Below are 19,236 nucleotides of genomic sequence, written 5' to 3' on the forward strand. Positions count from 1 at the left end.
ACGAAGGCAGCGAATCCTTCCGCAGCCACGGCGACGTCTATTGGGCGGTGCCCGCACCCCCGTGCGGGCACCGATTCAGGTCAGGGATTCAGCCAGTCGGCTGCCCCTACCCTTCGCAGGTGCCTGTGCCTGCAGGGAGCTGTTGTGCATCGTCAGGTGAATACGCCGATCGGCAACGGCGTCCACCAGGTCCTCGTCATGGCTGACCAGGAGGATGGCGGTCCCGGATTCCTCGGCGGTTTCGACCAGCAGCTCGATCATCTCCTTCTGGGTGATGAGATCCAGCCGCGAGCTGGGTTCGTCGGCAAAGATCAGCGCCGGATCGAGCAGCAGCACCCGCAGCAGGGAAAAGCGCTGCAGCTCACCGCCCGAAATGTTGCCGGGCAGTCGATCCAGCAGGCGCTCGTCGAGGCGCAGGCGCTGCATCAGCCGACCGATGCGCGTCGGATCCAGCCGGTGCAGTCGCACCAGATCCGCTAGCAATTGGCGAATGGTCACCGAGGGCGCGAAGGCGGCCACCGGATCCTGGTGCAGCTTCTGAAAGGCGAAGCGACCGAGGCCTGACTGACGGCGGACCGTCCCGGCACCTGGCGCGGCCAGGCCGAGCAGGATGTCGCCCAGGGTCGACTTGCCACAGCCCGACGGCCCGGTCACCCCAAGAATTTCCCCGGGCCGGACGGCAAAGGACAACCCTTCGAACAACTGCCTGCCACCGCGCTGGGCGGCGAGCCCTTCCACCGCGACCACGGCTTCGCCGGTGAGGGATCGCGAGGGACGCTTCGGCCACTGGGCGGGATCGGCAGCCAGCAGCTGGCGGGTATAAGCATGCTGCGGCTGGCCCAGCACCTGCTCGGCCGGACCAGCTTCGATGACCCGTCCCTTGAGCATGATCATCACCTCGCCACCCAGCCGGCGCGCGACTTCCAGGTCGTGGGTAATGATGAGCAGGCTGCCGCCTTCGGCCAGCATGGCCTTGAGCAGGTCGATGACCTCATCGATGCGATCCCGATCAAGCCCCTTGGTGGGCTCGTCGGCGATCAGCACCGGCGAGCCACCGGCATGGGTGGCGGCAAAGGCCAGGCGCTGGGCCATGCCACCGGAAAGCTGGAAGGGATACTTGCGCTCGGCGCCGGCCAGGCCCAGGCGTGCCAGATCCGCGCTGGCCTTGTCGCGGGCTTCGGTACGACCGAGGCCGACCACCTGGGTATAGGTCTCGGCAACCTGGGACAGCGCCTGCATGGTCGGGTCCAGGCTCAGCCAGGGCTCCTGGGGCAGCACCGCCAGCCCCCTGCCCCAATGGGCCCGGCGGCCGCTCTGGCGGCCTTCTTCGCTGAAGCCGTCCGCCAGGCCTATCTGCCCGTGGGCCTGCAGCCCCGCCGGCAGATTGCCCACCACGCCCTGGGCGAACAGGCTCTTGCCCGAGCCGGTCTCGCCGATGATCGACAATACCTGACCCGGCGCCAGGCGGATGGACAGCGGCTCCACCAACTGGGTATCGGCGGTGCGGATCTCCAGCGCGGTGGTAGTGAGCAAGGCGGTCATGGCTTGCGTCCTCCGGTGATGAGCATTAGCGACAGCACGGTCAGAAAGATCGCCAGGATCGGCAGAGCGATGACCAGGGGCGCCTCGGCGTAATAGGGCAACAACTCGGTGATCATCAGGCCCAGCTCGGCGGTGGGCGGGCGTACGCCAATGCTGACGAAGCCCAGGGCGGCGATGGCCATGATGGTCGAGGCGGCGCCAAAGGCGGCGATGGTCAGGAGCACCGGCGCCAGCTGCGGCCAGAGATGCCGACGCACGATGTAGACGGGCCCGAAACCCAGCAGCCCGCTGGCGGCCACCGCCGGCGAGGCCAGCACGGTACGCGCCAGCGCCCGGGTCATGCGGAAGTACTCCACCCAGAGCACCAGGGCCACGGCGCTGTAGAGGGCGACGAAGGAGCCGGGAAACACCGCGACGATCAGCAGCACCAGCAACAGCCCGGGCAGTGCCAGAAACAGCTCGGCCAGCCCGCCCAGCAGCTTGTCGACCAGTCCGCCCTTCCAGGCAGCCAGGATGCCCAGCAGCACACCGGGAATGGCGGCCGTGCAGACACTGATGAAGGCCAGCCCCAGGGAGAAGCGAATGGCCACTGCCAAGCGCGCCAGCATGTCGCGGCCCAGGTGGTCGGTGCCAAGAGGATAGGCACCACTGGGCGCCGACAGGATCGCCATATAGTCCTGGCGGGCGATGTCGCCCTGCCAGAGCAGCGGGGTGAGGACGGCGAAGGCGATCAGGGCCGCCAGCAGACCCAGGCCGAGCCCGCGTGCGGAAGACCGCACCTGAGGCGCCGCCGAGGCGACGGTAGCGTCGAGATTCATGCGTTTCTCCCGCGCGGATCGATCAGGTGGTTGGCGAGATCGACCAGGGTATTGAGGATGACGAACAGCAGCCCCATCGCCAGGGCGGTGCCCTGCACCATGGGCACGTCGCGCTGGACGATGGCGTGGACCAGGCCATGGCCGATGCCCGGCCAGGCGAACAGCGTCTCCACCACCACCACACCCTCGATGAGATACACCAGCTGCACGCCCAGGTAGGTCACCACCGGTACGCCGATATTGCGCAGGCCATGGCGCAGGAAGACGCTGGCGCCTCTTAGCCCCTTGAGGCGGCCGAAGCTGTAGTAGGCCGACGCGGCCACCTCCACCGTGGCATCTCGGGCGACCCGCGACGACACCGCGGCCAGCCCCAGCGCCAGGGTCAGCGTGGGCAGCACGCTGTGCCAGAAGGTACCGTGGCCGGCCGCCGGAAACAGCTGCCAGGAGATGGCGAACAGCAGCACGAAGATCACGCCCAAGACGAATTGCGGCAATGCGCGGATCGCGGTGGTAAGTACCAGCAGGCCGCGGTCCAGCAGGCTCCCCGGACGCAGACCGGCCACCACACCCAGCGGCGGACCCAGCAGCAGCGACAGGCAGACGGCGCCGATGGCCAGGCGGATGGAGCTGCCCAGTTCGTGGGCGACGACATCCATCACCGGCTTGCCGGAGACCAGCGAATGACCGAGATCCAGGGCCAGCAGATCGCCGATCCAGGCGAAGAAACGCCACAGCAGCGGCTGATCCAGATTCAGCTCAGCCCGCACCGCCTCGGCCGCGGCAGTATCCACCAGGTCATAGCCGTAGCGTCCGGCGGCGATCCGGTAGGCGGCGTCGCCCGGCAACAGGTTCATGAACAGGAAGGTGAGACCGCCAACCAACAGGGCGACCAGGCCCGCCTGCAGCAGGCGAAAGGCGAGCAGCCGGGTCATTGGGTCCACCGCAGCTTGCTCAGGCCAAAGGTGCGCTCGAAGGGATCGATGGCGGCGCCTTCGACGGCATTGGACACGGCCATCGTCTGGCGGTACCAGGCCACCGGAATCACCGGCAGGTCCTTCTGTACCTGGGCCATGGCGGCATAGCGCTGGCGCTGTTGCTCGGCCGGATCATCGCTGGCCAGCAGCGCGGCCAGGGCCTGGTCGAAGGCCGGATTCTTCCAGCCCAGCGGCCCCCATTCGGCGCCGCCGTGACTGAAGTCATTGAGCAGGGTGACCAGGGGATCGGGCACCAGGGCGAAGTTGCGGCCATAGAGCGCCAGTTGCAGCGAGCCATCATTGTGGGCAGCCGGGATGGCGCTGGAGTTCTGTACCGCGACCTCTACGTCCACACCCACCTCGCGCAACTGCGCCTGCAGGGCGGTGGCGATCAGCGGCAGCTCGGGTCTGTCGGAATAGGTCAGCAGCTTGAGCCTTAGCGGCGTGCCGTCCTTTTGCAGGATGCCATCGGCACCGGGGGTCCAGCCCTGCCCCGCCAGCAGCTTGCGCGACGCCGCCGGATCGTAGGCGAGCGGCGCCAGCGCGGGGTCGTGCCAGGCGGGCACGTTCCTGGCGAACAACTGGGTCGCCCCGGTACCCGGCGCCCGCAACACGGCGGCAGCGACGCCGTCGCGCTGGATAGCCAGGCTGAGCGCCTGCCGAACCTCGACCGGCGCCGTGGCACCGGCGCCGGAGTTCGGGGTCAGCAACACCACCCGCGGGACCGGCTCGATCAGCACCTTGAGACTGCTGGAGCGCTTGAGCCGGGCGATGCTGGGCGGGTCGAGCTGGAACACCAGCTCGGCATCGCCGCTTTCCGCCATCAGGGTACGGGTTTCACCGCGGCCGGCGGCCAGGTAGGTCGTCCGGGCGATCTCCGGCTTGGCGCCCCAGTAGCCCGCGAAACGCTCCGCAGCCAGGCGCTGCGGTGGCTCCAGCAGGGTCAGCTGGTATGGCCCCGTGCCGATGATCTTCTGCACCTTGCCTTCGGCGTCATAGGCGGCTGGCGCCAGGATGTTGGTGGAGGAATGTGCCAGCAGAGCCAGCAGGGGCTTGAAGGGTTTCGCCAGCCGGATCACTACCTCTTCGCCTTCGGCCGTGACCGACTCGATGCCCGCCTGCTTGAGCACCCCCGGCTTGCCCCTCGCCGCGTTGAGAGCAGCGGCCGCAGCCTCGGCCGTGAATTCGCTGCCGTCATGGAATTTCACCCCCTGGCGAAGGGCAAGCCGCCAGGTCAGGCCATCCGCGGATTCCGTCCAGCGCTCTGCCAGCCCGGGAATCGGCTTGCCCTGGGCATCGGCTTCGAGCAGGGTCTCGGTGATCTGCATGCGCTGAAAGACGAAGCCGGAAATGGAAGGGTCCAGCCCACCGATCTCGAAGGGGCCGACCACGTCGAAGACGCGTTCCTGAGCACTGGATAGCGTTGGCACGAAGGCGACCAAGGTCGCCAACGCCGAAGCGGTCAGCGCGAGGCGAAGGGTGCGGGATACAGGCATGACAGTCCTTAGCAGAGCGAAATCGCCGATACTCCCTGCGGACAGCTGAGCATCGACCAAGCCAATGAAGGCGCACGTTATATCATAACGTTTTAGCGCGAAGGCGAAGCCAGGAGCTGTTGGCAACATCTTGAAACAGCTGGAGAATTTGCTGAGGCGCTGCGGCAGGCGGTCACGCCGAATTCACCTGGCCGAAGGCTCAGATGAGCGCCGCTGGAGGAATGCGCAGTCGAGCAGGAAGTCGAGTGCAGTCCGAGTGCATGGACCGGACGGCCCCTGGCCGCCCTGCCCTGCACTGCCGATCCCTGCTCAGGCGGCCACGTTCAAGGTGCTGCCCGTGGCGGTGCTGCTGCCGTTGCTGCCAATGCTCTGGTACTGGCGCAACACCGCCTGGACCAGTTGCGTGTAGGGGCTCGACGCGTCCTGAGTGCTGGAAGCGGCCTCGCTGTCCCCTTGCCCGCTCGGCTCCTGCGGTGGCGGTGGCGGCGGCATGCGCGGACGCGCTGAACCGCCCAGGCCGGCGACGCCGGCATCGCTGGAATCGCCGGATTCCTCGGTACCCTTCTGCCCCTGCGGACCACCCGGCGGCGGCGCGAAAGCCGAGGCGAATTCGCTTTCGCCGACGCTGCCATCGCCATCCTGGTCGAGCATGCCGAGCAGCTTGTCGACGTCGATATCCCCGCTCTCGTCGGTATCCGTCTGGGTATCGCTCGCCGCGCTGGCGGCGGTGGTGAGTTCGCTCTTGCTGATGGAGCCGTCGCCATCGCTGTCGAGCTTGCCGAACAGCTTCTTCAACGGATTACCGTCTTCGCCGCCGCTGACGCTACTGCCGGACGCTGTCGCGCCAGTGCCTTTGATCGCGCTGGCACTGCTGTAGTAGCTGGAGTAGCCACTGCCTATTCCGCTGATCATGGATGTCTCTCCCGGGAAATGCGGACATCAGTGTTCCGCACCTCCCAGTATCCGCCGGGTAGATGTCAGCCGTTTGGTCACTTTGTATGCCCGGCGATACATCTGGGGCGCGGCAGCACCACCTGGCAGGTCAGGCCGCCGCCGGGGGTTTCGCCAAGGCTCAGCTCGCCGCCCATGTGCGCCGCCGCTTCCCGGGCGATGGCCAGCCCCAGCCCGGTCCCGCCGGAGGATCGGTTGCGCGACCCCTCCAGGCGATAGAAGGGTTCGAACACCGCTTCCCGATACTGGGCCGGTATGCCCGGCCCGCGGTCGAGGATGGAGATGATCAACCGCTCCGGCTGCTCGCTCAGGCGGATCTCTGCCTGGCCGGCGTAGCGCAGGGCGTTCTGCAGCAGATTGCCCAGGCAGGAACGCAGCGCCATGGGCGCCACCTTCAGCGGCTGGCAACTACCCTGGACGGCGACCTGGGCGCCCTCCTCGGCCGCGTCTTCGGCCATGGCCTCGACCAGCGCCTGGACGTCGCAGAGGATGGGGCGCTCCTGGCGGTGCTGTTCGCGCAGGTACCTCAGGGTGCCATCGAGCAACTCGATCATGTCGTCCACGTCCTGGCTGACCCGGGCATGCAGGCGCGGATCGTCGATATCCTCGATGCGCAGCTTCACTCGCGCCAGGGGCGTGCGCAGGTCATGGGAGATGGCCGTGAGCATGCGCCCGCGTTGCTGGAGCTGTTCGAGCAGATGCTGATGCATGCGATTGAGCGCCCGTGCGGCCTCGCGGGTCTCCCAGGGCCCGGTTACCGGGATGGGCGAACCGTCGAGGTTGTGACTCAGGTGCTCGGCGGTCTCGGTCAGCTGGCGCAGCGGCCGGGTCAACAGCCGCGCCCCGAGCCAGGCGGCGATCACCAGCGAGCCCAGCTGGAAGATCAGCGGGCCGCCGAGAAACCACTCGATGTGCCGCCAGACGCCGGGTTCCCGGTGCGGGAAAGGCCCGGGCGGCGGTGGCCGATCGAAGCCGGCCTCGCCCTCCATGGGCGGCGGCGGGGGCGGCGGTCGCTCGCCGAGGCCATGCCGAAACCAGAAAAAGGCCAGCAGATGGCCCAGCAGGATGGCCAGCAGAAAGACCGCGAACAGCCGCGCGAACAGCGTATCCAGGCGGCGCACGGCTAGTGGCCTATCTGCCTGGCATCGAACAGATAGCCCTCGCCGCGCACGGTCTTGATCAACTGCGGCGCCCGCGGGTCATCACCCAGCTTGCTGCGCAACCGCGACACCTGCAGATCGATGCTGCGATCGAAAGCCTCGATCGCCCGCCCGCGGGTCGCATCGAGCAGTTGCTCGCGGCTCAGCACCTGGCGCGGCTGCTCGATGAACACCCACAGCAGCCGTACCTCGGCATTGGACAGGGGCACCATCACCCCGGCCGGCGAATGCAGCTGGTGCAGGACGCCGTCGAGCTTCCAGCCATCGAAGCTGACACTGGTCCGCGGCGCCTTGCGCTGGGGCACGCGGCCATCCTGGGTCCGCCGCAGCACCGACTGGATCCGCGCCACCAGCTCCCGGGGCTCGAAAGGTTTGGCCATATAGTCGTCGGCGCCCAGCTCAAGGCCGATGATGCGATCCGCCGGCTCGCACTGGGCGGTCAGCATCAGGATGGGAATGCCGCTGTCGCGCCGCAGCGAACGACAGAGGGAAAGCCCATCCTCTCCCGGCAGCATCAGATCTAGCACCACCAGGTCGAAGGCCTCCTCCGCCAGCGCCCGGCGCATCTCCAGGCCATCATCCACACCCCGGGCATTGATGCTGAAGCGCGCCAGATAGCCGCAGATCAACTCGCGGATCGACGGATCGTCATCCACCAGCAGGATGCGCGAGGTCCAGCGCGGGGATTCGGATGACAGCGACATCGGGGCTACCTGAACAGTCGGACGATCTGGACGTGCATGCTAGCCGCTCAGCCTGCAAGGCAGCTACGGCCTGGCATGTAGGCTTTTGTAAAGGTGGTCAAGAGCCGGATACCATGGCTCCGTACTCGGAGCTGCCACCCATCCAGTATGCGTTACAGACAGCTTGGCCTTTCTGCTCGACCTATGATGGATCGGGACGACTAAAGCTGAAACGCCCGGCTGGCGCGGTCTCCACGACCTTATGTTTTGCTTCGTAGCAAATTTGTAGCAACGCCTCCTCTTTCCCCGCCTTTTTGCCCTTCTCCAACCGCCGATTCCGTCAGTTTGTCTAGGTCTCAGCGAACACCTGAGTGCCAGCCTGTGAGCGTCTGTGAACGTGCGAGTGCGTCAGAGCGATCGACGGACATTTAGCGCGCTAATTGGGCGCTATGCTCGATTTATGTTCAGGCCAGGGGATTCCGTTATTTCTGTTCCCATTGTCTCTGACGCCCTTGGAGCCTTTTCGCTATGCGGGTTTCAGCAATTGGTATTACTGTTCCAGCTGCGTAACTCCACCGTTCCTAGGTAACAAACCCTACTGTTACGATGAAGAAACGATAAATCTATAAAATTCAGTAACTTAGAAAACGGGAACGCTGACGGGAACAGAGCCGTAACAGCAACCTAGAGAGGCTCCAGCCCAGGCGTGGCGCGGGTTCTAGCGGGCTCATCTGCTATGGGTACAGTGGTAACGGCTCCCCAGCCCTCTCTAGAAATCAAGCAGTGAAGAGGTCGCCAGCAAGATGCCGGATTGTGGAGATATCGGCCGGCTGGACCCTCCTCACCAGCGCCGAGTCGCTTGAGCCAGGCGTACCCCTCGGTGCCAGAATCCGAGCTCCCAAGAATAGGAGTACAGGAGATGGTCGACCCTGCGCAGCAATCGAGCTTGATGGAGTACTTCCAGATCTTCTTCCCCCCCACCTACAGCGTGACAGCGGTGGAAATGGAAGAAAGGCAGGTCTGCCTATACGTCGCCAATCCAGGTAACGGGGCCACCGCCTGGCATGACGCCCCGCTCTCCGACTATCTCGACATCTGCTGTATGGCGGCCATCGCTATTCGACTGCGGGATCGACTAAGGCCTCGGCGCCTGGCCCTGGTCGTCTAGGCACTGTGTCTCACGATTGACGGACGGTTTCTATCGTCTCGTTGCAGACCTCATGCGGCATGCGGAGTAGTTAGAGCGCCGCTTAAGCTTGAGCGAATCGTAGAGGGTTGAGAGATAATCCTGCCGTAGAAAAACTCAAGGAGACGAGGGTGAGCAGCACTGCTAGATCAAGAATTACGTCCTACGTGAAAGGTTTCTTCCCGTCGACCTACAAGGTGGAAGTGACCGTATGTTCACTGGCCGAGATGCGTGCCCCCTTGGTTACGATCACAGTCCGGGCGCCCTCCAGGACTGTAGTCTCCCATCACGCCTACCAGCATGAAGTGCTTGATGTTTCCTACATGACGAAGGTGGCCTCACACCTCCTCCAGGTCGCCCGTACTGGGCTTACGTGAAGCAATCTCAAAATGTCGCCTGGTGCAAGGATTCGCAGGTGATTCCAGATGCCCCAAGACTCGCGTCAGCCCAGCACTGGCGTGCGATAGAACGGAGCGCAGGACTGCAGAAAAAGGGACACATTTAGCCCGCAGGCGTGGCGGGGGGACGACGGCGCGCGCTGAGTGGAGGCGTTGCTGCGCCTGCACAGGGTGTAGCAGAGGGCATCAGGTCGGAGTGATGAGCTCGATATCAGGCTGGTTTGACCGCTCCGCCTGAAACTGGTCGTAGGCAGCCTGCATCATCAGCCAGCAGCGAGCTGTGGATACCCCTGCGCGCTCAAGGCGGACGGCGAGATCTGCTTGAATGGGCTGATTGCAGCTGAGAACTTCGTCCAGATGCCGGGGGCAGTAGCGCAGTCGGCGCGCGGCCTCGATAGTCTGGATCGGCACATTATCCAAGATCACCTTCAGAACGGGGCCAGGATGCGGAGGGAAAGACATCGGCATAATCTCGGTGCAAGGTCAGTCAAGGGCACTAACCCTATCTGAAACGGGCCTCGGCGGCGACTGCCTACGCCGTTATTGACCGTACACACCCTTAGCCCTACGATGGTGGCGTCGCTGCAAATTCAGCGGCCTGGGATTGGCGTCCCGGATAGGAAGGCGGATACGAACACCGCCCTTGAGCGGTTTTTTTGTGTCCGCAGCATGGCTGTGCCCGTAATGGGCGGGCCGTGCGTGGGAGCCTTCGGGCTCGCCGGTCCTTCCCCGGTACGCCAACCCGCACGGTTCCGCCCTCCCTGATTGGCGTCAGGCGGCGGCTCATGACTATGGAAGGGGCTATTGCCATGCAACTCAATGCACTGTCACGTCTGGACGATCTGCACTCTCGCTTCAATCTGCTCCGCGGCCTTGATGACGCCGTCCTGAAAGCCAACGGCTTCGACGCCAGCCTGGAAGAGCTGGCCAGCGTCATCACCGGTCTCAAATCCCTCTCCCACACCCAGTCCCAACTGAGCAGCCTGCACGGCGCCCTGGAGCTGCTGTTGATGCTGCTGGAGGTCGCCCACGCGCGGGATCTGAGCGGCGATCACCTGCATTGCCTGCTGGAGCCACTCCGGGTGAAACTGGACGGGGCGCTGAACGAATTGGACTCGATCATCTAGGCAAGGAGCCGACGCCATGCACACCGCACCTCAGCTATTCCCCGTCCCCTTCCACGGGGACACGGTCGTCCTAGTCGGACAGGACAATGAGGCCTATGTGGCGATGAAGCCCATCGCCACGAACATGGGACTTTCTTGGCAAGGGCAGCACGAGAAACTGGCGGAGAGATTCGCTTCAGTTATCAGGGAAATCGTGACAACTGGAGGTGATGGGAAGCAGTACGCCATGACCTGCATGCCGCTCAAGAAGCTGCCGGCCTGGCTCTACTCCATCAGCCCGAACAAGGTCGCCCCGGAGCTGCGCGAGAAGATCATCCGCTACCAGGAAGAGTGCGACGATGCCCTCTGGAAGTACTGGACGCAGGGCGTGGCCGAGCGGCCCGGTGCGGCGGCGACCGCAAGCAAGCAGATCGCCCTATCTCGCCACCGGCTGGCCTTGCTGAAGGAGCTTCACCGCACTCGGGACCGTGCGCTCCGCAGCGCGATTCATGAGCAGCTTGCCCAGGTATCCCAGGCGCTTGGCCTGAGCGTGCCGGGGCTGGAAAGCATTGGCCGGGCGGATCCGGAGATGCCAGATATACTGAAGGCGTTCTGGGAGGCGCTGGCGTATCTCGAAGGCAAGGGCGTCCGCTTCAACCATGCTAAGCCAGGCTCGGGTAAGATCTATTTGAACCTTCCAGAGTTGCGCAAGCTGTTCCGAGAACATCAAATTGATCTCCGCATCGACCAAGATGTCATCGACGCGCTGAAACAATCGACGTCGCCTAGGTTTCTAAAGGCAGGATTGTTCAGTAGCAACCTCAATCAGATGAAGGTTAGGGGCTGGCTATTTTGCTCGAACGACTAGGAAACAGACAGTCACTCATAGTAATAAATACCATAGCCCACCAGCCTGTAAAGCAATCCGCCTTAGCCATCGCCAAATGGCAGCGCGTTAAAGCAGAACTGAAGTCCAAGCGATTTATTCAAGGAACGAAATTGGCTAAAGAATTGATCACAAAACCCCTAACAATTAAAGAGGCAAATCAATTTATAGCGACTCACCATCGACATCACAGGCCCACCACTCGAAACAACGGAAAGTGGGCGATTGGCGCAATCAATAAAAATGGTGAGATTGTGGGAGTCGTCATAGCAAGCCACCCCGTATCAGCAAGCTACATGGATGGGCTCACAATAGAACTTACTCGACTATGCACTAACGAAGCCGCACCAAAAGGCACTTGCAGCTTCCTACTCAGCACCTGCTGCGCAATATGGAAGAAAATGGGTGGCCAACGCGTAATAACCTACACCCTAGAAATAGAGTCAGGCGCCTCGTTAAGAGGGGCAGGATGGCAGGTAAGCGGTACGGTAGCCCCTCATAGAAGATGGCTCAACAAATCCAAGACAGATGGAATAGCGAGAGATGACTTGCAAATCTATCAGCACCGAAAGCTCCGATGGGAAAAAAGCCTGAAGGAAGCCGTATGAGCCATATAAAAACCATGAACCCAATATGCGCCTTTGGATCTGATTTTAGAGAATCTTATAAAGCTGATATTTACAAGTCGCTCACCCTTCCTCAAGGAGCGATTCTTCATTATCGATACAAATTCCGCTACGTTAGCCAAGAAATACTGGACAATCCCAGCCTCTTCCGCGGGGACGATGCAGTATTGTTTTTTTCTCACATTCTACCTCGAAAAAAACCTAAACCCTTTGAGATTCCGGAGATTGAACGCGCCCCGGACACCTACAAGAATCACTCAATTCGGTGGGCAAAAATTCATAAAATAGTTAAGACCGATGATACCGAGCTTCTTCATGTCTACTTTAGACTGGGCGACTTCTGTGACATCGAGCTAGACGATAACGACGCCGCGAAGCAACCCGGAAAAATATTTTTCGGAGCAGTGAAGTGCAAAGAAGGAGCGGAAAACCTTCGCAAAGATCCCAGGCAGAGACTTGACGATGAAAATCGCCCCGGAAGAACAACATGGGCAAATAGAATCAAAGAACTTTCCGATTACTTCCCGAAGCTTCCATTTTTCTACATTAAAAACATTAAAACGAAAAATAAAATCGTTGAATTTAAATATGATAAGCACACGCCAAGCTGTTATTATCCTCTTGCCCAAGGCACTGACTACGTCATTGAGTTAGCGGTATCAAATATTAAGGAAACAGATGTAAAGATTAAAATCTGCGAGGAAACCGGGGAGCTTATAATCAACCACTCTGGCGACATTCAAACGACCGTGCAATTCGACGACTATAATATACCCATATTCACAAAGCCTCTATCAACCGCAACTCAATCATCAGTATTGAGAGTCAATTTAACAAAAGAAGATAAAACCATACCCGAATACGAAACAAGTATAGATTTGAAACTCAGGCTTAGCCTGCGCGAACCATTAAAATTTGGCCTATTCAGCTTACTAGGCGCCGGCTCTCTCTTGGCAGTTGCTCCCAGAACACAGCCTTTCGTATTTAACTACTATCTCCTAGGAGCTTCTGCCGCTTGCTTTACTATAGCTGCCGGATTCCTGTTTTATTTCTTCAATAAGAAATAGGTCAGCTTATCAAGCTATACTCGCAAAACCTAACGATCTCCTCCCCCATCCACTCATTAACTTGAGCAAGGCGCGCCTGTAGCGGCTCCAGCTCATTGGCGGCATACACTTCAGCCGCCTCCTTGATCGAACCGAAGCCACCCGCATTCTGCGGCACGATACCCATCAGCTGCGGCGGGATCCGCAAGCCGGCGAGCATGTCGTCGCGGGTGATGCTCTTGATCGAGTTGAATTCGTCCTTCGCCGCTACCTCGCTGACCGGGATCAGCTGGATGCCGTCTTTCTTGCCGTTGGGCGCGTAGACGAAGAGGTTGCGGAAGTTGCCCGGGCCCTTGGCCGAGCGCAGCGCGGTGCGCAGGGAGTCGATGTCTTCCTCCTTCTGCGCGGCGTCGGTCATGTAGAAAATGAAGCCGGCGTGGCTGCCGTTGTTGTAGTACTTGCGCCGGAACAGAGTGGCCGATTCATTGAGCAGCGCCGACTGCATGGCGGCGAGCCACTCCGGCATGCCGTAGATCTCTTGGTTGATGTCGGCCTCGCGCAGGTGGCAGATGGTGCCCGGGGCGAACTCATGTTCGTCCTGCCAGCCCCTGACCTGGAAGAAGCGCCCCTCCTCCCCCCGCCGCATGTACTTGGCCAGTGGCGGCTGCAGGCTGATCGGCGTGCCAAGCCGCGACTGGCGACGCTCCAGGTAGGCGTTGCCGCACCAGAGGTAGTCCAGGGCCAGCTGCTCGAACGCGGCGCGGCTCAGCAGCGGATGCGGGATGAAAGTGCGGGCCAGCAGGTTGCGCTTGAACTTGAGGCCCGAATCCAGATAGACGCTGGCACGGGTGGCCTTGGCCAAGCCGTCGAGGGACAGCGGCGGATCGTAGTAGCGGCCGTTGAACCAGCATTCCAGGTAGTCGAAGACCTCGCGACCGTCGAGTACCGGTGCCGGGTCGCCGAAGGTAAAGGCCTCTACGCCAGGCGCGTGGGCGGCTGAGGTGGCCAGGGCGGTGGAATCGCTCATCAGTAGATCTCCATGACGCCGGTGTTGCGGCCGGTCTGGCCCTCCAGCGGCTCGTTGTGCAGGGCATGAAAGAGGGCCCACGCGAGATCCGCGTGGCCCGTGGTGTCGTTGCGTCCGGCGGTGTAGGTGAACTGCCTGCCACTGGCGGTGGTGGTCTTGCGAATGGCCATGAGCGACTGGGCGACATCGGTCCAGCCGGCGTCGAATTCGAGCCGACCGTTCTTGATCACGTCGTAGGCCTTGAGCACCAGGCGGGTCTTCACCTCGGGCGAGTAGCTGAAGGTGGTCAGCCCCGGGAAGAATTGGCGCACCAGCTGGGCCACGCCGCTGCCCATGCCGGTGACATCGATGCCGATGTAGCTCACCCAGTAGCGCTGGCAGACCTGGCGGATCGCCTCTGCCTGGGCGGCGAAGTCCATCCCGCGGAACTGGTGGCGCTCGAGCACGCGGAACTTGCCACCCGGTACCGCCGGCGGCGCGACCACCACCAGGCCGGCGGTGTCGCCGCTCTCGGCGGGGTCATAGCCGACCCAGACCGGGCGATCGCCCAGGGGTCGGGCTGCAAACGGTTTGTAGTCCTCGGCCCACTCGACCCAGCTGTCCACCATGCAGGGCTGCAGCATGGCCAGGGGGAAGATGCTCGCGCCGTCGTCGACGAACTGGCACATCAGCAGGTTCTGGAAGGCCTCGGCCGAATATTCGAGCTTGAGCTCTTCCAGGTCGAATAGGTCGCAGCCGCGCGCCTCGGCATCAAGAATGGTGACTATCTGCCGCCAGATCCGGTCCTCGCAGAGCCGGCCCTGCTGCAGGGCGTCGTGGGACACGTCCAGCTTCAGGTGCTGGGCGACGGGCTTGCCCTTGTTGAAGCGCTCGCCCGTCCAGAAGGTGTAGGCCTCGTGAGCCATAGAGCTGGGCGTCGAGAAGTAGGTCCGGCGGTATTGCTTCTGCATGGCCATGCCGCTGGCCACCTTGTTCAGCTCCTCGAAGCGGAAAGTCCAGAAGAACTCGTCGAAGTAGAAGTTGCCGTGGTAGCCCTGGGCGGTGCGGGCATTGGTACCAAGGAAGTGCAGCTCGGCGCCGTTGGCCAGGATGATCGGATCCCCCGTCACCTCGACACCGCAGACCTCCCGGGCGAAGGCCTGGATGTACGCCTTGAAGATATGCGCCTGGTTCTTGCTGGCCGACAGGAAGATCTGATTGCGCCCGGTGATCAGGGCGTCCAGGAAGGCTTCGCGGGCGAAGTAGAAGGTGGCGCCGATCTGCCGGCTCTTGAGGATCGCCCGGGTCCGCTGCTGGCCCGCCCGGTACCAGTCCAGCTGGTAGCCGAAGCACTGGTCGCGGAAAGCGCTTTCAAGGGCCTCGATCTGCTCCTCGCTGAACTCGTTGCGCGCGGCTTTCTTCTTCGGCCCGGCATTGCGGTTGTCCAGCTTGGGATTGAGCTCGGCCTCGGTACCGCCGCCCTGGAAGCGCTGGATCCGCGCCTGGCGCTCCAACTGGCGATGCAGCAGGTCGATCTCCTTGAAGTCACCGCCAGACTTGGCGTCCTTGAGGATCAGCTGCACCAGGCGCGCCTCCAGCGCCCCGCCGATACGCTCCACGTTGTCCGCCCGATCCCATTCGTCCCGGGACTTCCAGCTATGGACGGTCTTTTCCTTCTCCTCGATCGCCTCGGCGATCTCCGTCACCCGCCAGCCCATCCAGTAGAGATACTTGGCGCGGCGGCGCACGTCCATCAACAGGTCGGTGGACGGGATAGGCACGGGGTCGGATTCAGGTAGGCTTTTCATGGCCGCCAGACTGCCGCCCCGGCTCCCTCCTCCATAGCGCGCGGATTTGTACAGCGCGCCGCTACAACGGCCCCTCGTTGCTGGGACGCGCGCGCGTCCCGACCATGCCCCTCATCGCCCAAGCACTCCCGCTAAGCCTTTGAGGATCCCCGGCATGGCCGACCCCAAGACCCCGAAACTTCGCTCTCCCTTCTTCCGCGTCGCTGTCGAGGGCGCCACCAGCGATGGCCGCCAGATCGAACGCGCCTGGATCGAGCAGGCCGCTGCCAGCTACAACCCCAAGACCTACGGCGCCCGCATCTGGATGGAGCACATCCGCAGCAGCGTGGCGGACAGCCCCTTCAAGGCCTATGGCGACGTGGTCGCAGTGAAGGCCGAAGAGGTCGAGATCAACGGCCAGAAGAAGCTGGCCCTCTTCGCTCAGATCGAGCCCACCGCCGACCTGGTGGCCATGAACAAGGCCAAGCAGAAGATCTACACCTCGATCGAGATCTCGCCCAAGTTCGCCGACACCGGCGCCGCCTACCTGGTCGGCCTGGGCATCACCGACAGCCCCGCCAGCCTCGGTACCGACGTGCTGTCCTTCGCCGCGGCCAATCCGGCAGCCAACCCCTATGCCAGCCGCAAGCTGCACGCGGACAACCTGTTCACCGTGGCCGAAGAGACCGCCCTCACCTTCGACGAGGCCGAGGACAAGCCTGGCCTGGGCGCCCTGCTCTTCGCCAAGGTCCAGGAGCTGCTCAAGGGCAAGGAGGCGCAGACCCAGGGCGAATTTGCCCAGTTCGGCGCCGCGGTCACCGCCGTGGCCGAGCACGTTCGCGAGCAGGACGAGCGCTTCACCCGCGCCGAGGCGGCCCTCACCGAGCTGACGGGCAAGCACCAGCAGCTGCAGACCGACTTCGCCGCCCTGCAGGTGCAGCTCAGCCAAACCCAAGACCCCAACCAACCCAAGCGCCCTCCGGTCACCGGCGGCGATGGCCAGAACCTGACCGACTGCTGATCAGCCGTTCACCTTTCCGGAGAGATCCATGCGTAACGATACCCGTGTGCTGTTCAACCAATACTTGGAGCAGGTCGCCAAGCTGTCCGGCGTCTCCTCCTCCGCGGCGACCTTCGCCGTGGCGCCCACCGTCCAGCAGAAGCTGGAAACCCGTATCCAGGAGTCCAGCGACTTCCTGAGCAAGGTCAACGTCATTCCCGTCGACGAGCTGATGGGCGAAAAGGTCGGCCTGGGCGTCTCCGGCACCATCGCCGGCCGCACCGACACCAGCGGCAACGCAACCCGCCAACCCCGCGAGATGCAGGCGCTCGACAATCGCGGGTACGAGTGCAAGAAGACCGACTTCGACACCGCCATCACCTACCAGCTGCTAGATACCTGGGCCAAGTTCCCCGACTTCCAGTCGCGCCTGCGTGACGCCATCGTGAAGCGGCAGGCCCTGGACCGCTTGATGATCGGCTTCAACGGCACCAGCGCCGCGGCCACCACCAACCGCGCTACCAATCCGCTGCTGCAGGACGTCAACATCGGCTGGCTGCAGCAGTACCGCAGCAATGCACCGCAGCGCGTGCTGAAGTCGGGCAAGGCCGAAGGCAAGGTCGTCATCGGTACCGGCAGCGACGCCGACTACAACAACCTGGATGCCCTGGTCTTCGATGCGGTCAGCAACCTGATCGACCCCTGGTACCGCAAGGACCCGGGCCTGGTGGTGATCCTCGGCCGCGACCTGGTGCACGACAAGTACTTCCCGTTGGTGAACAAGGAGCAGCCCGCCTCCGAAAAGCTGGCCACCGACGTGATCCTGGCCCAGCGCCGCATGGGCGGCCTGCAGCCGGTGGAGGTGCCGTACTGCCCGGACAACGGGATGCTCATCACCTCGCTGCAGAACCTGTCGCTCTACTACCAAACCGGTGGCCGCCGCCGCTTCGTCAAGGAGGCGCCGGAGAAGAACCGCATCGAGAACTACGAGTCGAGCAACGACGCCTACGTGGTCGAGGACTACGGCTTCGGCTGCCTGATCGAAAACATCGTGACGGGCGTGTAAGCCATGGCCTCCTCTCCCGCGAAAAGCCACTTCCAGGCAGCTGCAGCGGCACTCGCCGCCGCGGCCGCCGGGCCGGCCGACAGCATGGCGGGCCGCACCGTGTACGAGCAGCAGCTGGCCCAGCTGCTGCAGGACCGGCTGCGACTCAAGCAGGTGCAATCCACCCAGGCCAAAGCCGAGCTCAAGCGACAGCTGCTCGGCGCCTACGCCGACTACGTCAGCGGCGTGCTCAAGGGCGGCAACGGCGCCCAGGACGAAGTGCTGGTCACCGTGATGATCTGGCGCATCGATGCCGGCGAGTTTGCCGGCGCCCTGGACATCGCCGCCTACGTGCTGCGCCACGGCCTGCTGATGCCCGATCGCTTCGAGCGCACCCCGGGCTGCCTGATTGCCGAGGAAGTGGCCGAGGGCGCACTGGCGGCGCAGAAGGCCGGCCAGACCTTCGACCTGGACATCCTGATCCGCACCGCCGTGCTCACCGATGAGCACGACATGCCCGACGAGGCGCGCGCCAAGCTCTACCTGGCCATCGGCCGGGCCGAGTTGGCCGACGTCGACGAGGATCGAACCGGCCGACCGGGCCAGCTGGTCTCGGCGATCGAGATGCTGCGCAAGGCGATCGGTTTGCACGACCGCTGCGGCGGCAAGAAAGACCTGGAACGGGCCGAGCGCCTGGCCAAGAAACATGCCGCCCCTGGCGGCTAACCGAGCGGTCCCCCGCAACCCCGCCGGCTCGGGACGGATCGGCCAGGCCTCGCCTGGGACCGTGAAGCCCCGACCACCGGCGACCCATTCGAGAGCAGCACCATGAGCGGATTCGTTGCAGGCGGCACCGTCGCCAGCGGTCAAGTGGTGTCCGACCCCTTCTGGCCGGCGATCGAGCTGGACCAGGTCCGCGCGCGGCTGCGGATCGACAGCAGCGTCAGCACGGAGAAGCTGAAAGCCGCGGTGATCGCCGCAGCCATCGGCGTGAATCGCGAGCTCGCCGGATACCGCTTCGCCCAGTCCACCAGCGGCTACGCGACCCTGGCCGCTGTGCCCGGGCTGCTAGTCGACGGCGTCAGCGAGCGTACCCACCTGTACCTGCGCGCGATCGATGCCGCCACCGCGGCCGAGGTCGCCGAGCGATACCGCAGCTATGACAGCACCGCCAAGGGCGACAAGGACGCCGAGGCTCAGACACCCACCATCGACGAGTACCGGCGTGATCAGCGCTGGGCTATCCGCGACTTCCTGGGCCTGGCCCGGACCACCGTGGAGCTCATCTGATGGCCACCGTCGTGCGCGCCCAGCAAGGCGACACCCTGGACCGGATCTGCCTGCGGCACTACGGACGCACCCAGGGCGTCACCGAGGCCGCGCTCGAAGCCAACCCGGGCCTGGCCGAACTCGGCCCCATCCTGCCGATCGGCACCCCTATCACCCTGCCAGACGCCCCCGCCCAAGCCTCTGCCGGCATCGCCGTGCAGCAGCCGGTGAACCTCTGGGACTGACCCCATGCACGA

General features: G+C 63.4%; 20 protein-coding genes. 10 read left to right on the forward strand and 10 right to left on the reverse strand.

The features are described 5' to 3' along the window. Nucleotides 1-75 precede the first annotated feature (75 nt). The 7 genes from EC839_RS17550 to EC839_RS17580 all read right to left on the reverse strand — a co-directional run bounded on the left by EC839_RS17550 (nt 76) and on the right by EC839_RS17580 (nt 7,645). Nucleotides 76-1,542, reverse strand: coding sequence for an ABC transporter ATP-binding protein (locus EC839_RS17550; protein WP_132832936.1), 1,467 nt, complete (start codon nt 1,540-1,542; stop codon nt 76-78). Next, nucleotides 1,539-2,360: an ABC transporter permease gene (locus EC839_RS17555; RefSeq protein ID WP_007161702.1), complete on the reverse strand. Its 822-nt coding sequence runs from the start codon at nt 2,358-2,360 to the stop codon at nt 1,539-1,541. Before EC839_RS17555 ends, EC839_RS17550 begins: the two co-directional genes overlap by 4 nt. Continuing rightward, nucleotides 2,357-3,292 (reverse strand): ABC transporter permease, encoded by a 936-nt coding sequence (locus EC839_RS17560; protein ID WP_007161701.1) that lies wholly within the window; start codon nt 3,290-3,292, stop codon nt 2,357-2,359. The genes EC839_RS17555 and EC839_RS17560 overlap by 4 nt, the downstream gene beginning before the upstream one ends. Beyond that, nucleotides 3,289-4,830: an ABC transporter substrate-binding protein gene (locus tag EC839_RS17565; protein ID WP_051119480.1), complete on the reverse strand. Its 1,542-nt coding sequence runs from the start codon at nt 4,828-4,830 to the stop codon at nt 3,289-3,291. The genes EC839_RS17560 and EC839_RS17565 overlap by 4 nt, the downstream gene beginning before the upstream one ends. 309 nt (nt 4,831-5,139) lie before the next feature. Then, nucleotides 5,140-5,742, reverse strand: a complete 603-nt coding sequence (locus tag EC839_RS17570) for an EF-hand domain-containing protein (protein WP_007161699.1) — start codon at nt 5,740-5,742, stop codon at nt 5,140-5,142. A 77-nt stretch (nt 5,743-5,819) separates the two neighbouring features. After that, complete coding sequence (locus tag EC839_RS17575; RefSeq protein ID WP_007161698.1) at nt 5,820-6,902, reverse strand: HAMP domain-containing sensor histidine kinase; 1,083 nt, start codon at nt 6,900-6,902, stop codon at nt 5,820-5,822. Between the two features lie 2 nt (nt 6,903-6,904). Then, nucleotides 6,905-7,645, reverse strand: coding sequence for a response regulator (locus EC839_RS17580; RefSeq protein ID WP_007161697.1), 741 nt, complete (start codon nt 7,643-7,645; stop codon nt 6,905-6,907). An 898-nt stretch (nt 7,646-8,543) separates the two neighbouring features. Between EC839_RS17580 and EC839_RS17585 the strand changes: the two genes are divergently transcribed. Next, on the forward strand, nt 8,544-8,792 hold the full coding sequence (locus tag EC839_RS17585) for a hypothetical protein (RefSeq protein ID WP_007162897.1): 249 nt from the start codon (nt 8,544-8,546) through the stop codon (nt 8,790-8,792). A 602-nt stretch (nt 8,793-9,394) separates the two neighbouring features. On the opposite strand, the gene EC839_RS17590 is transcribed toward EC839_RS17585, so the two are convergent. Then, complete coding sequence (locus EC839_RS17590) at nt 9,395-9,670, reverse strand: HigA family addiction module antitoxin (protein WP_007162899.1); 276 nt, start codon at nt 9,668-9,670, stop codon at nt 9,395-9,397. 347 nt (nt 9,671-10,017) lie between these two features. On the opposite strand from EC839_RS17590, the gene EC839_RS17595 reads away from it, so the two are divergent. The 4 genes from EC839_RS17595 (at nt 10,018) to EC839_RS17605 (ending at nt 12,893) form a co-directional block, all read left to right on the forward strand. Then, nucleotides 10,018-10,335 (forward strand): DUF1484 family protein, encoded by a 318-nt coding sequence (locus tag EC839_RS17595; protein WP_007162900.1) that lies wholly within the window; start codon nt 10,018-10,020, stop codon nt 10,333-10,335. A 16-nt stretch (nt 10,336-10,351) separates the two neighbouring features. Beyond that, nucleotides 10,352-11,182 (forward strand): phage antirepressor N-terminal domain-containing protein, encoded by an 831-nt coding sequence (locus EC839_RS17600; RefSeq protein WP_007162901.1) that lies wholly within the window; start codon nt 10,352-10,354, stop codon nt 11,180-11,182. 143 nt (nt 11,183-11,325) lie between these two features. After that, entirely contained in the window at nt 11,326-11,808 is a 483-nt protein-coding gene (locus tag EC839_RS25060; RefSeq protein ID WP_367401668.1) for an XF1762 family protein, read from the forward strand. After that, entirely contained in the window at nt 11,805-12,893 is a 1,089-nt protein-coding gene (locus EC839_RS17605; RefSeq protein WP_132832937.1) for a hypothetical protein, read from the forward strand. Before EC839_RS25060 ends, EC839_RS17605 begins: the two co-directional genes overlap by 4 nt. 1 nt (nt 12,894) lies before the next feature. Here the strand turns inward: EC839_RS17605 and EC839_RS17610 are convergent, their stop codons facing one another. After that, entirely contained in the window at nt 12,895-13,899 is a 1,005-nt protein-coding gene (locus EC839_RS17610; protein WP_007162902.1) for a phage portal protein, read from the reverse strand. Then, nucleotides 13,899-15,686 carry a terminase ATPase subunit family protein gene (locus EC839_RS17615; RefSeq protein WP_372237668.1) on the reverse strand — a complete coding sequence of 596 codons (1,788 nt, stop codon included), beginning with the start codon at nt 15,684-15,686 and terminating at the stop codon, nt 13,899-13,901. Before EC839_RS17615 ends, EC839_RS17610 begins: the two co-directional genes overlap by 1 nt. Before the next feature lie 154 nt (nt 15,687-15,840). Between EC839_RS17615 and EC839_RS17620 the strand changes: the two genes are divergently transcribed. The 5 genes from EC839_RS17620 (at nt 15,841) to EC839_RS17640 (ending at nt 19,224) form a co-directional block, all read left to right on the forward strand. Next, nucleotides 15,841-16,686, forward strand: a complete 846-nt coding sequence (locus tag EC839_RS17620; protein ID WP_007162904.1) for a GPO family capsid scaffolding protein — start codon at nt 15,841-15,843, stop codon at nt 16,684-16,686. Nucleotides 16,687-16,714: 28 nt separating this feature from the next. Continuing rightward, nucleotides 16,715-17,731, forward strand: coding sequence for a phage major capsid protein, P2 family (locus EC839_RS17625; protein ID WP_007162905.1), 1,017 nt, complete (start codon nt 16,715-16,717; stop codon nt 17,729-17,731). 3 nt (nt 17,732-17,734) lie between these two features. Then, the gene (gene gpM, locus EC839_RS17630) at nt 17,735-18,436 is read left to right on the forward strand and encodes a phage terminase small subunit (RefSeq protein ID WP_132832938.1); all 702 of its coding nucleotides are present in this window, start codon (nt 17,735-17,737) and stop codon (nt 18,434-18,436) included. 102 nt (nt 18,437-18,538) lie between these two features. After that, nucleotides 18,539-19,000, forward strand: a complete 462-nt coding sequence (locus tag EC839_RS17635; protein ID WP_007162908.1) for a head completion/stabilization protein — start codon at nt 18,539-18,541, stop codon at nt 18,998-19,000. Beyond that, nucleotides 19,000-19,224 (forward strand): tail protein X, encoded by a 225-nt coding sequence (locus tag EC839_RS17640; RefSeq protein ID WP_007162909.1) that lies wholly within the window; start codon nt 19,000-19,002, stop codon nt 19,222-19,224. The genes EC839_RS17635 and EC839_RS17640 overlap by 1 nt, the downstream gene beginning before the upstream one ends. Nucleotides 19,225-19,236 lie beyond the last annotated feature (12 nt).

Origin of the sequence: Pseudomonas sp. JUb52, from assembly GCF_004341115.1 — a bacterium.
Classification (GTDB): domain Bacteria; phylum Pseudomonadota; class Gammaproteobacteria; order Pseudomonadales; family Pseudomonadaceae; genus Chryseomonas; species Chryseomonas oryzihabitans.

Excerpts from the sequence above, each read along its gene's own strand:
- EC839_RS17550 (WP_132832936.1), bottom strand. The coding sequence starts at position 1,542 with ATGACCGCCTTGCTCACTACCACCGCGCTGGAGATCCGCACCGCCGAT.
- EC839_RS17555 (WP_007161702.1), bottom strand. The coding sequence starts at position 2,360 with ATGAATCTCGACGCTACCGTCGCCTCGGCGGCGCCTCAGGTGCGGTCT.
- EC839_RS17560 (WP_007161701.1), bottom strand. The coding sequence starts at position 3,292 with ATGACCCGGCTGCTCGCCTTTCGCCTGCTGCAGGCGGGCCTGGTCGCC.
- EC839_RS17565 (WP_051119480.1), bottom strand. The coding sequence starts at position 4,830 with ATGCCTGTATCCCGCACCCTTCGCCTCGCGCTGACCGCTTCGGCGTTG.
- EC839_RS17570 (WP_007161699.1), bottom strand. The coding sequence starts at position 5,742 with ATGATCAGCGGAATAGGCAGTGGCTACTCCAGCTACTACAGCAGTGCC.
- EC839_RS17580 (WP_007161697.1), bottom strand. The coding sequence starts at position 7,645 with ATGTCGCTGTCATCCGAATCCCCGCGCTGGACCTCGCGCATCCTGCTG.
- EC839_RS17585 (WP_007162897.1), top strand. The coding sequence starts at position 8,544 with ATGGTCGACCCTGCGCAGCAATCGAGCTTGATGGAGTACTTCCAGATC.
- EC839_RS17590 (WP_007162899.1), bottom strand. The coding sequence starts at position 9,670 with ATGTCTTTCCCTCCGCATCCTGGCCCCGTTCTGAAGGTGATCTTGGAT.
- EC839_RS17595 (WP_007162900.1), top strand. The coding sequence starts at position 10,018 with ATGCAACTCAATGCACTGTCACGTCTGGACGATCTGCACTCTCGCTTC.
- EC839_RS17600 (WP_007162901.1), top strand. The coding sequence starts at position 10,352 with ATGCACACCGCACCTCAGCTATTCCCCGTCCCCTTCCACGGGGACACG.
- EC839_RS17605 (WP_132832937.1), top strand. The coding sequence starts at position 11,805 with ATGAGCCATATAAAAACCATGAACCCAATATGCGCCTTTGGATCTGAT.
- EC839_RS17610 (WP_007162902.1), bottom strand. The coding sequence starts at position 13,899 with ATGAGCGATTCCACCGCCCTGGCCACCTCAGCCGCCCACGCGCCTGGC.
- EC839_RS17615 (WP_372237668.1), bottom strand. The coding sequence starts at position 15,686 with ATGAAAAGCCTACCTGAATCCGACCCCGTGCCTATCCCGTCCACCGAC.
- EC839_RS17620 (WP_007162904.1), top strand. The coding sequence starts at position 15,841 with ATGGCCGACCCCAAGACCCCGAAACTTCGCTCTCCCTTCTTCCGCGTC.
- EC839_RS17625 (WP_007162905.1), top strand. The coding sequence starts at position 16,715 with ATGCGTAACGATACCCGTGTGCTGTTCAACCAATACTTGGAGCAGGTC.
- gpM (WP_132832938.1), top strand. The coding sequence starts at position 17,735 with ATGGCCTCCTCTCCCGCGAAAAGCCACTTCCAGGCAGCTGCAGCGGCA.
- EC839_RS17635 (WP_007162908.1), top strand. The coding sequence starts at position 18,539 with ATGAGCGGATTCGTTGCAGGCGGCACCGTCGCCAGCGGTCAAGTGGTG.
- EC839_RS17640 (WP_007162909.1), top strand. The coding sequence starts at position 19,000 with ATGGCCACCGTCGTGCGCGCCCAGCAAGGCGACACCCTGGACCGGATC.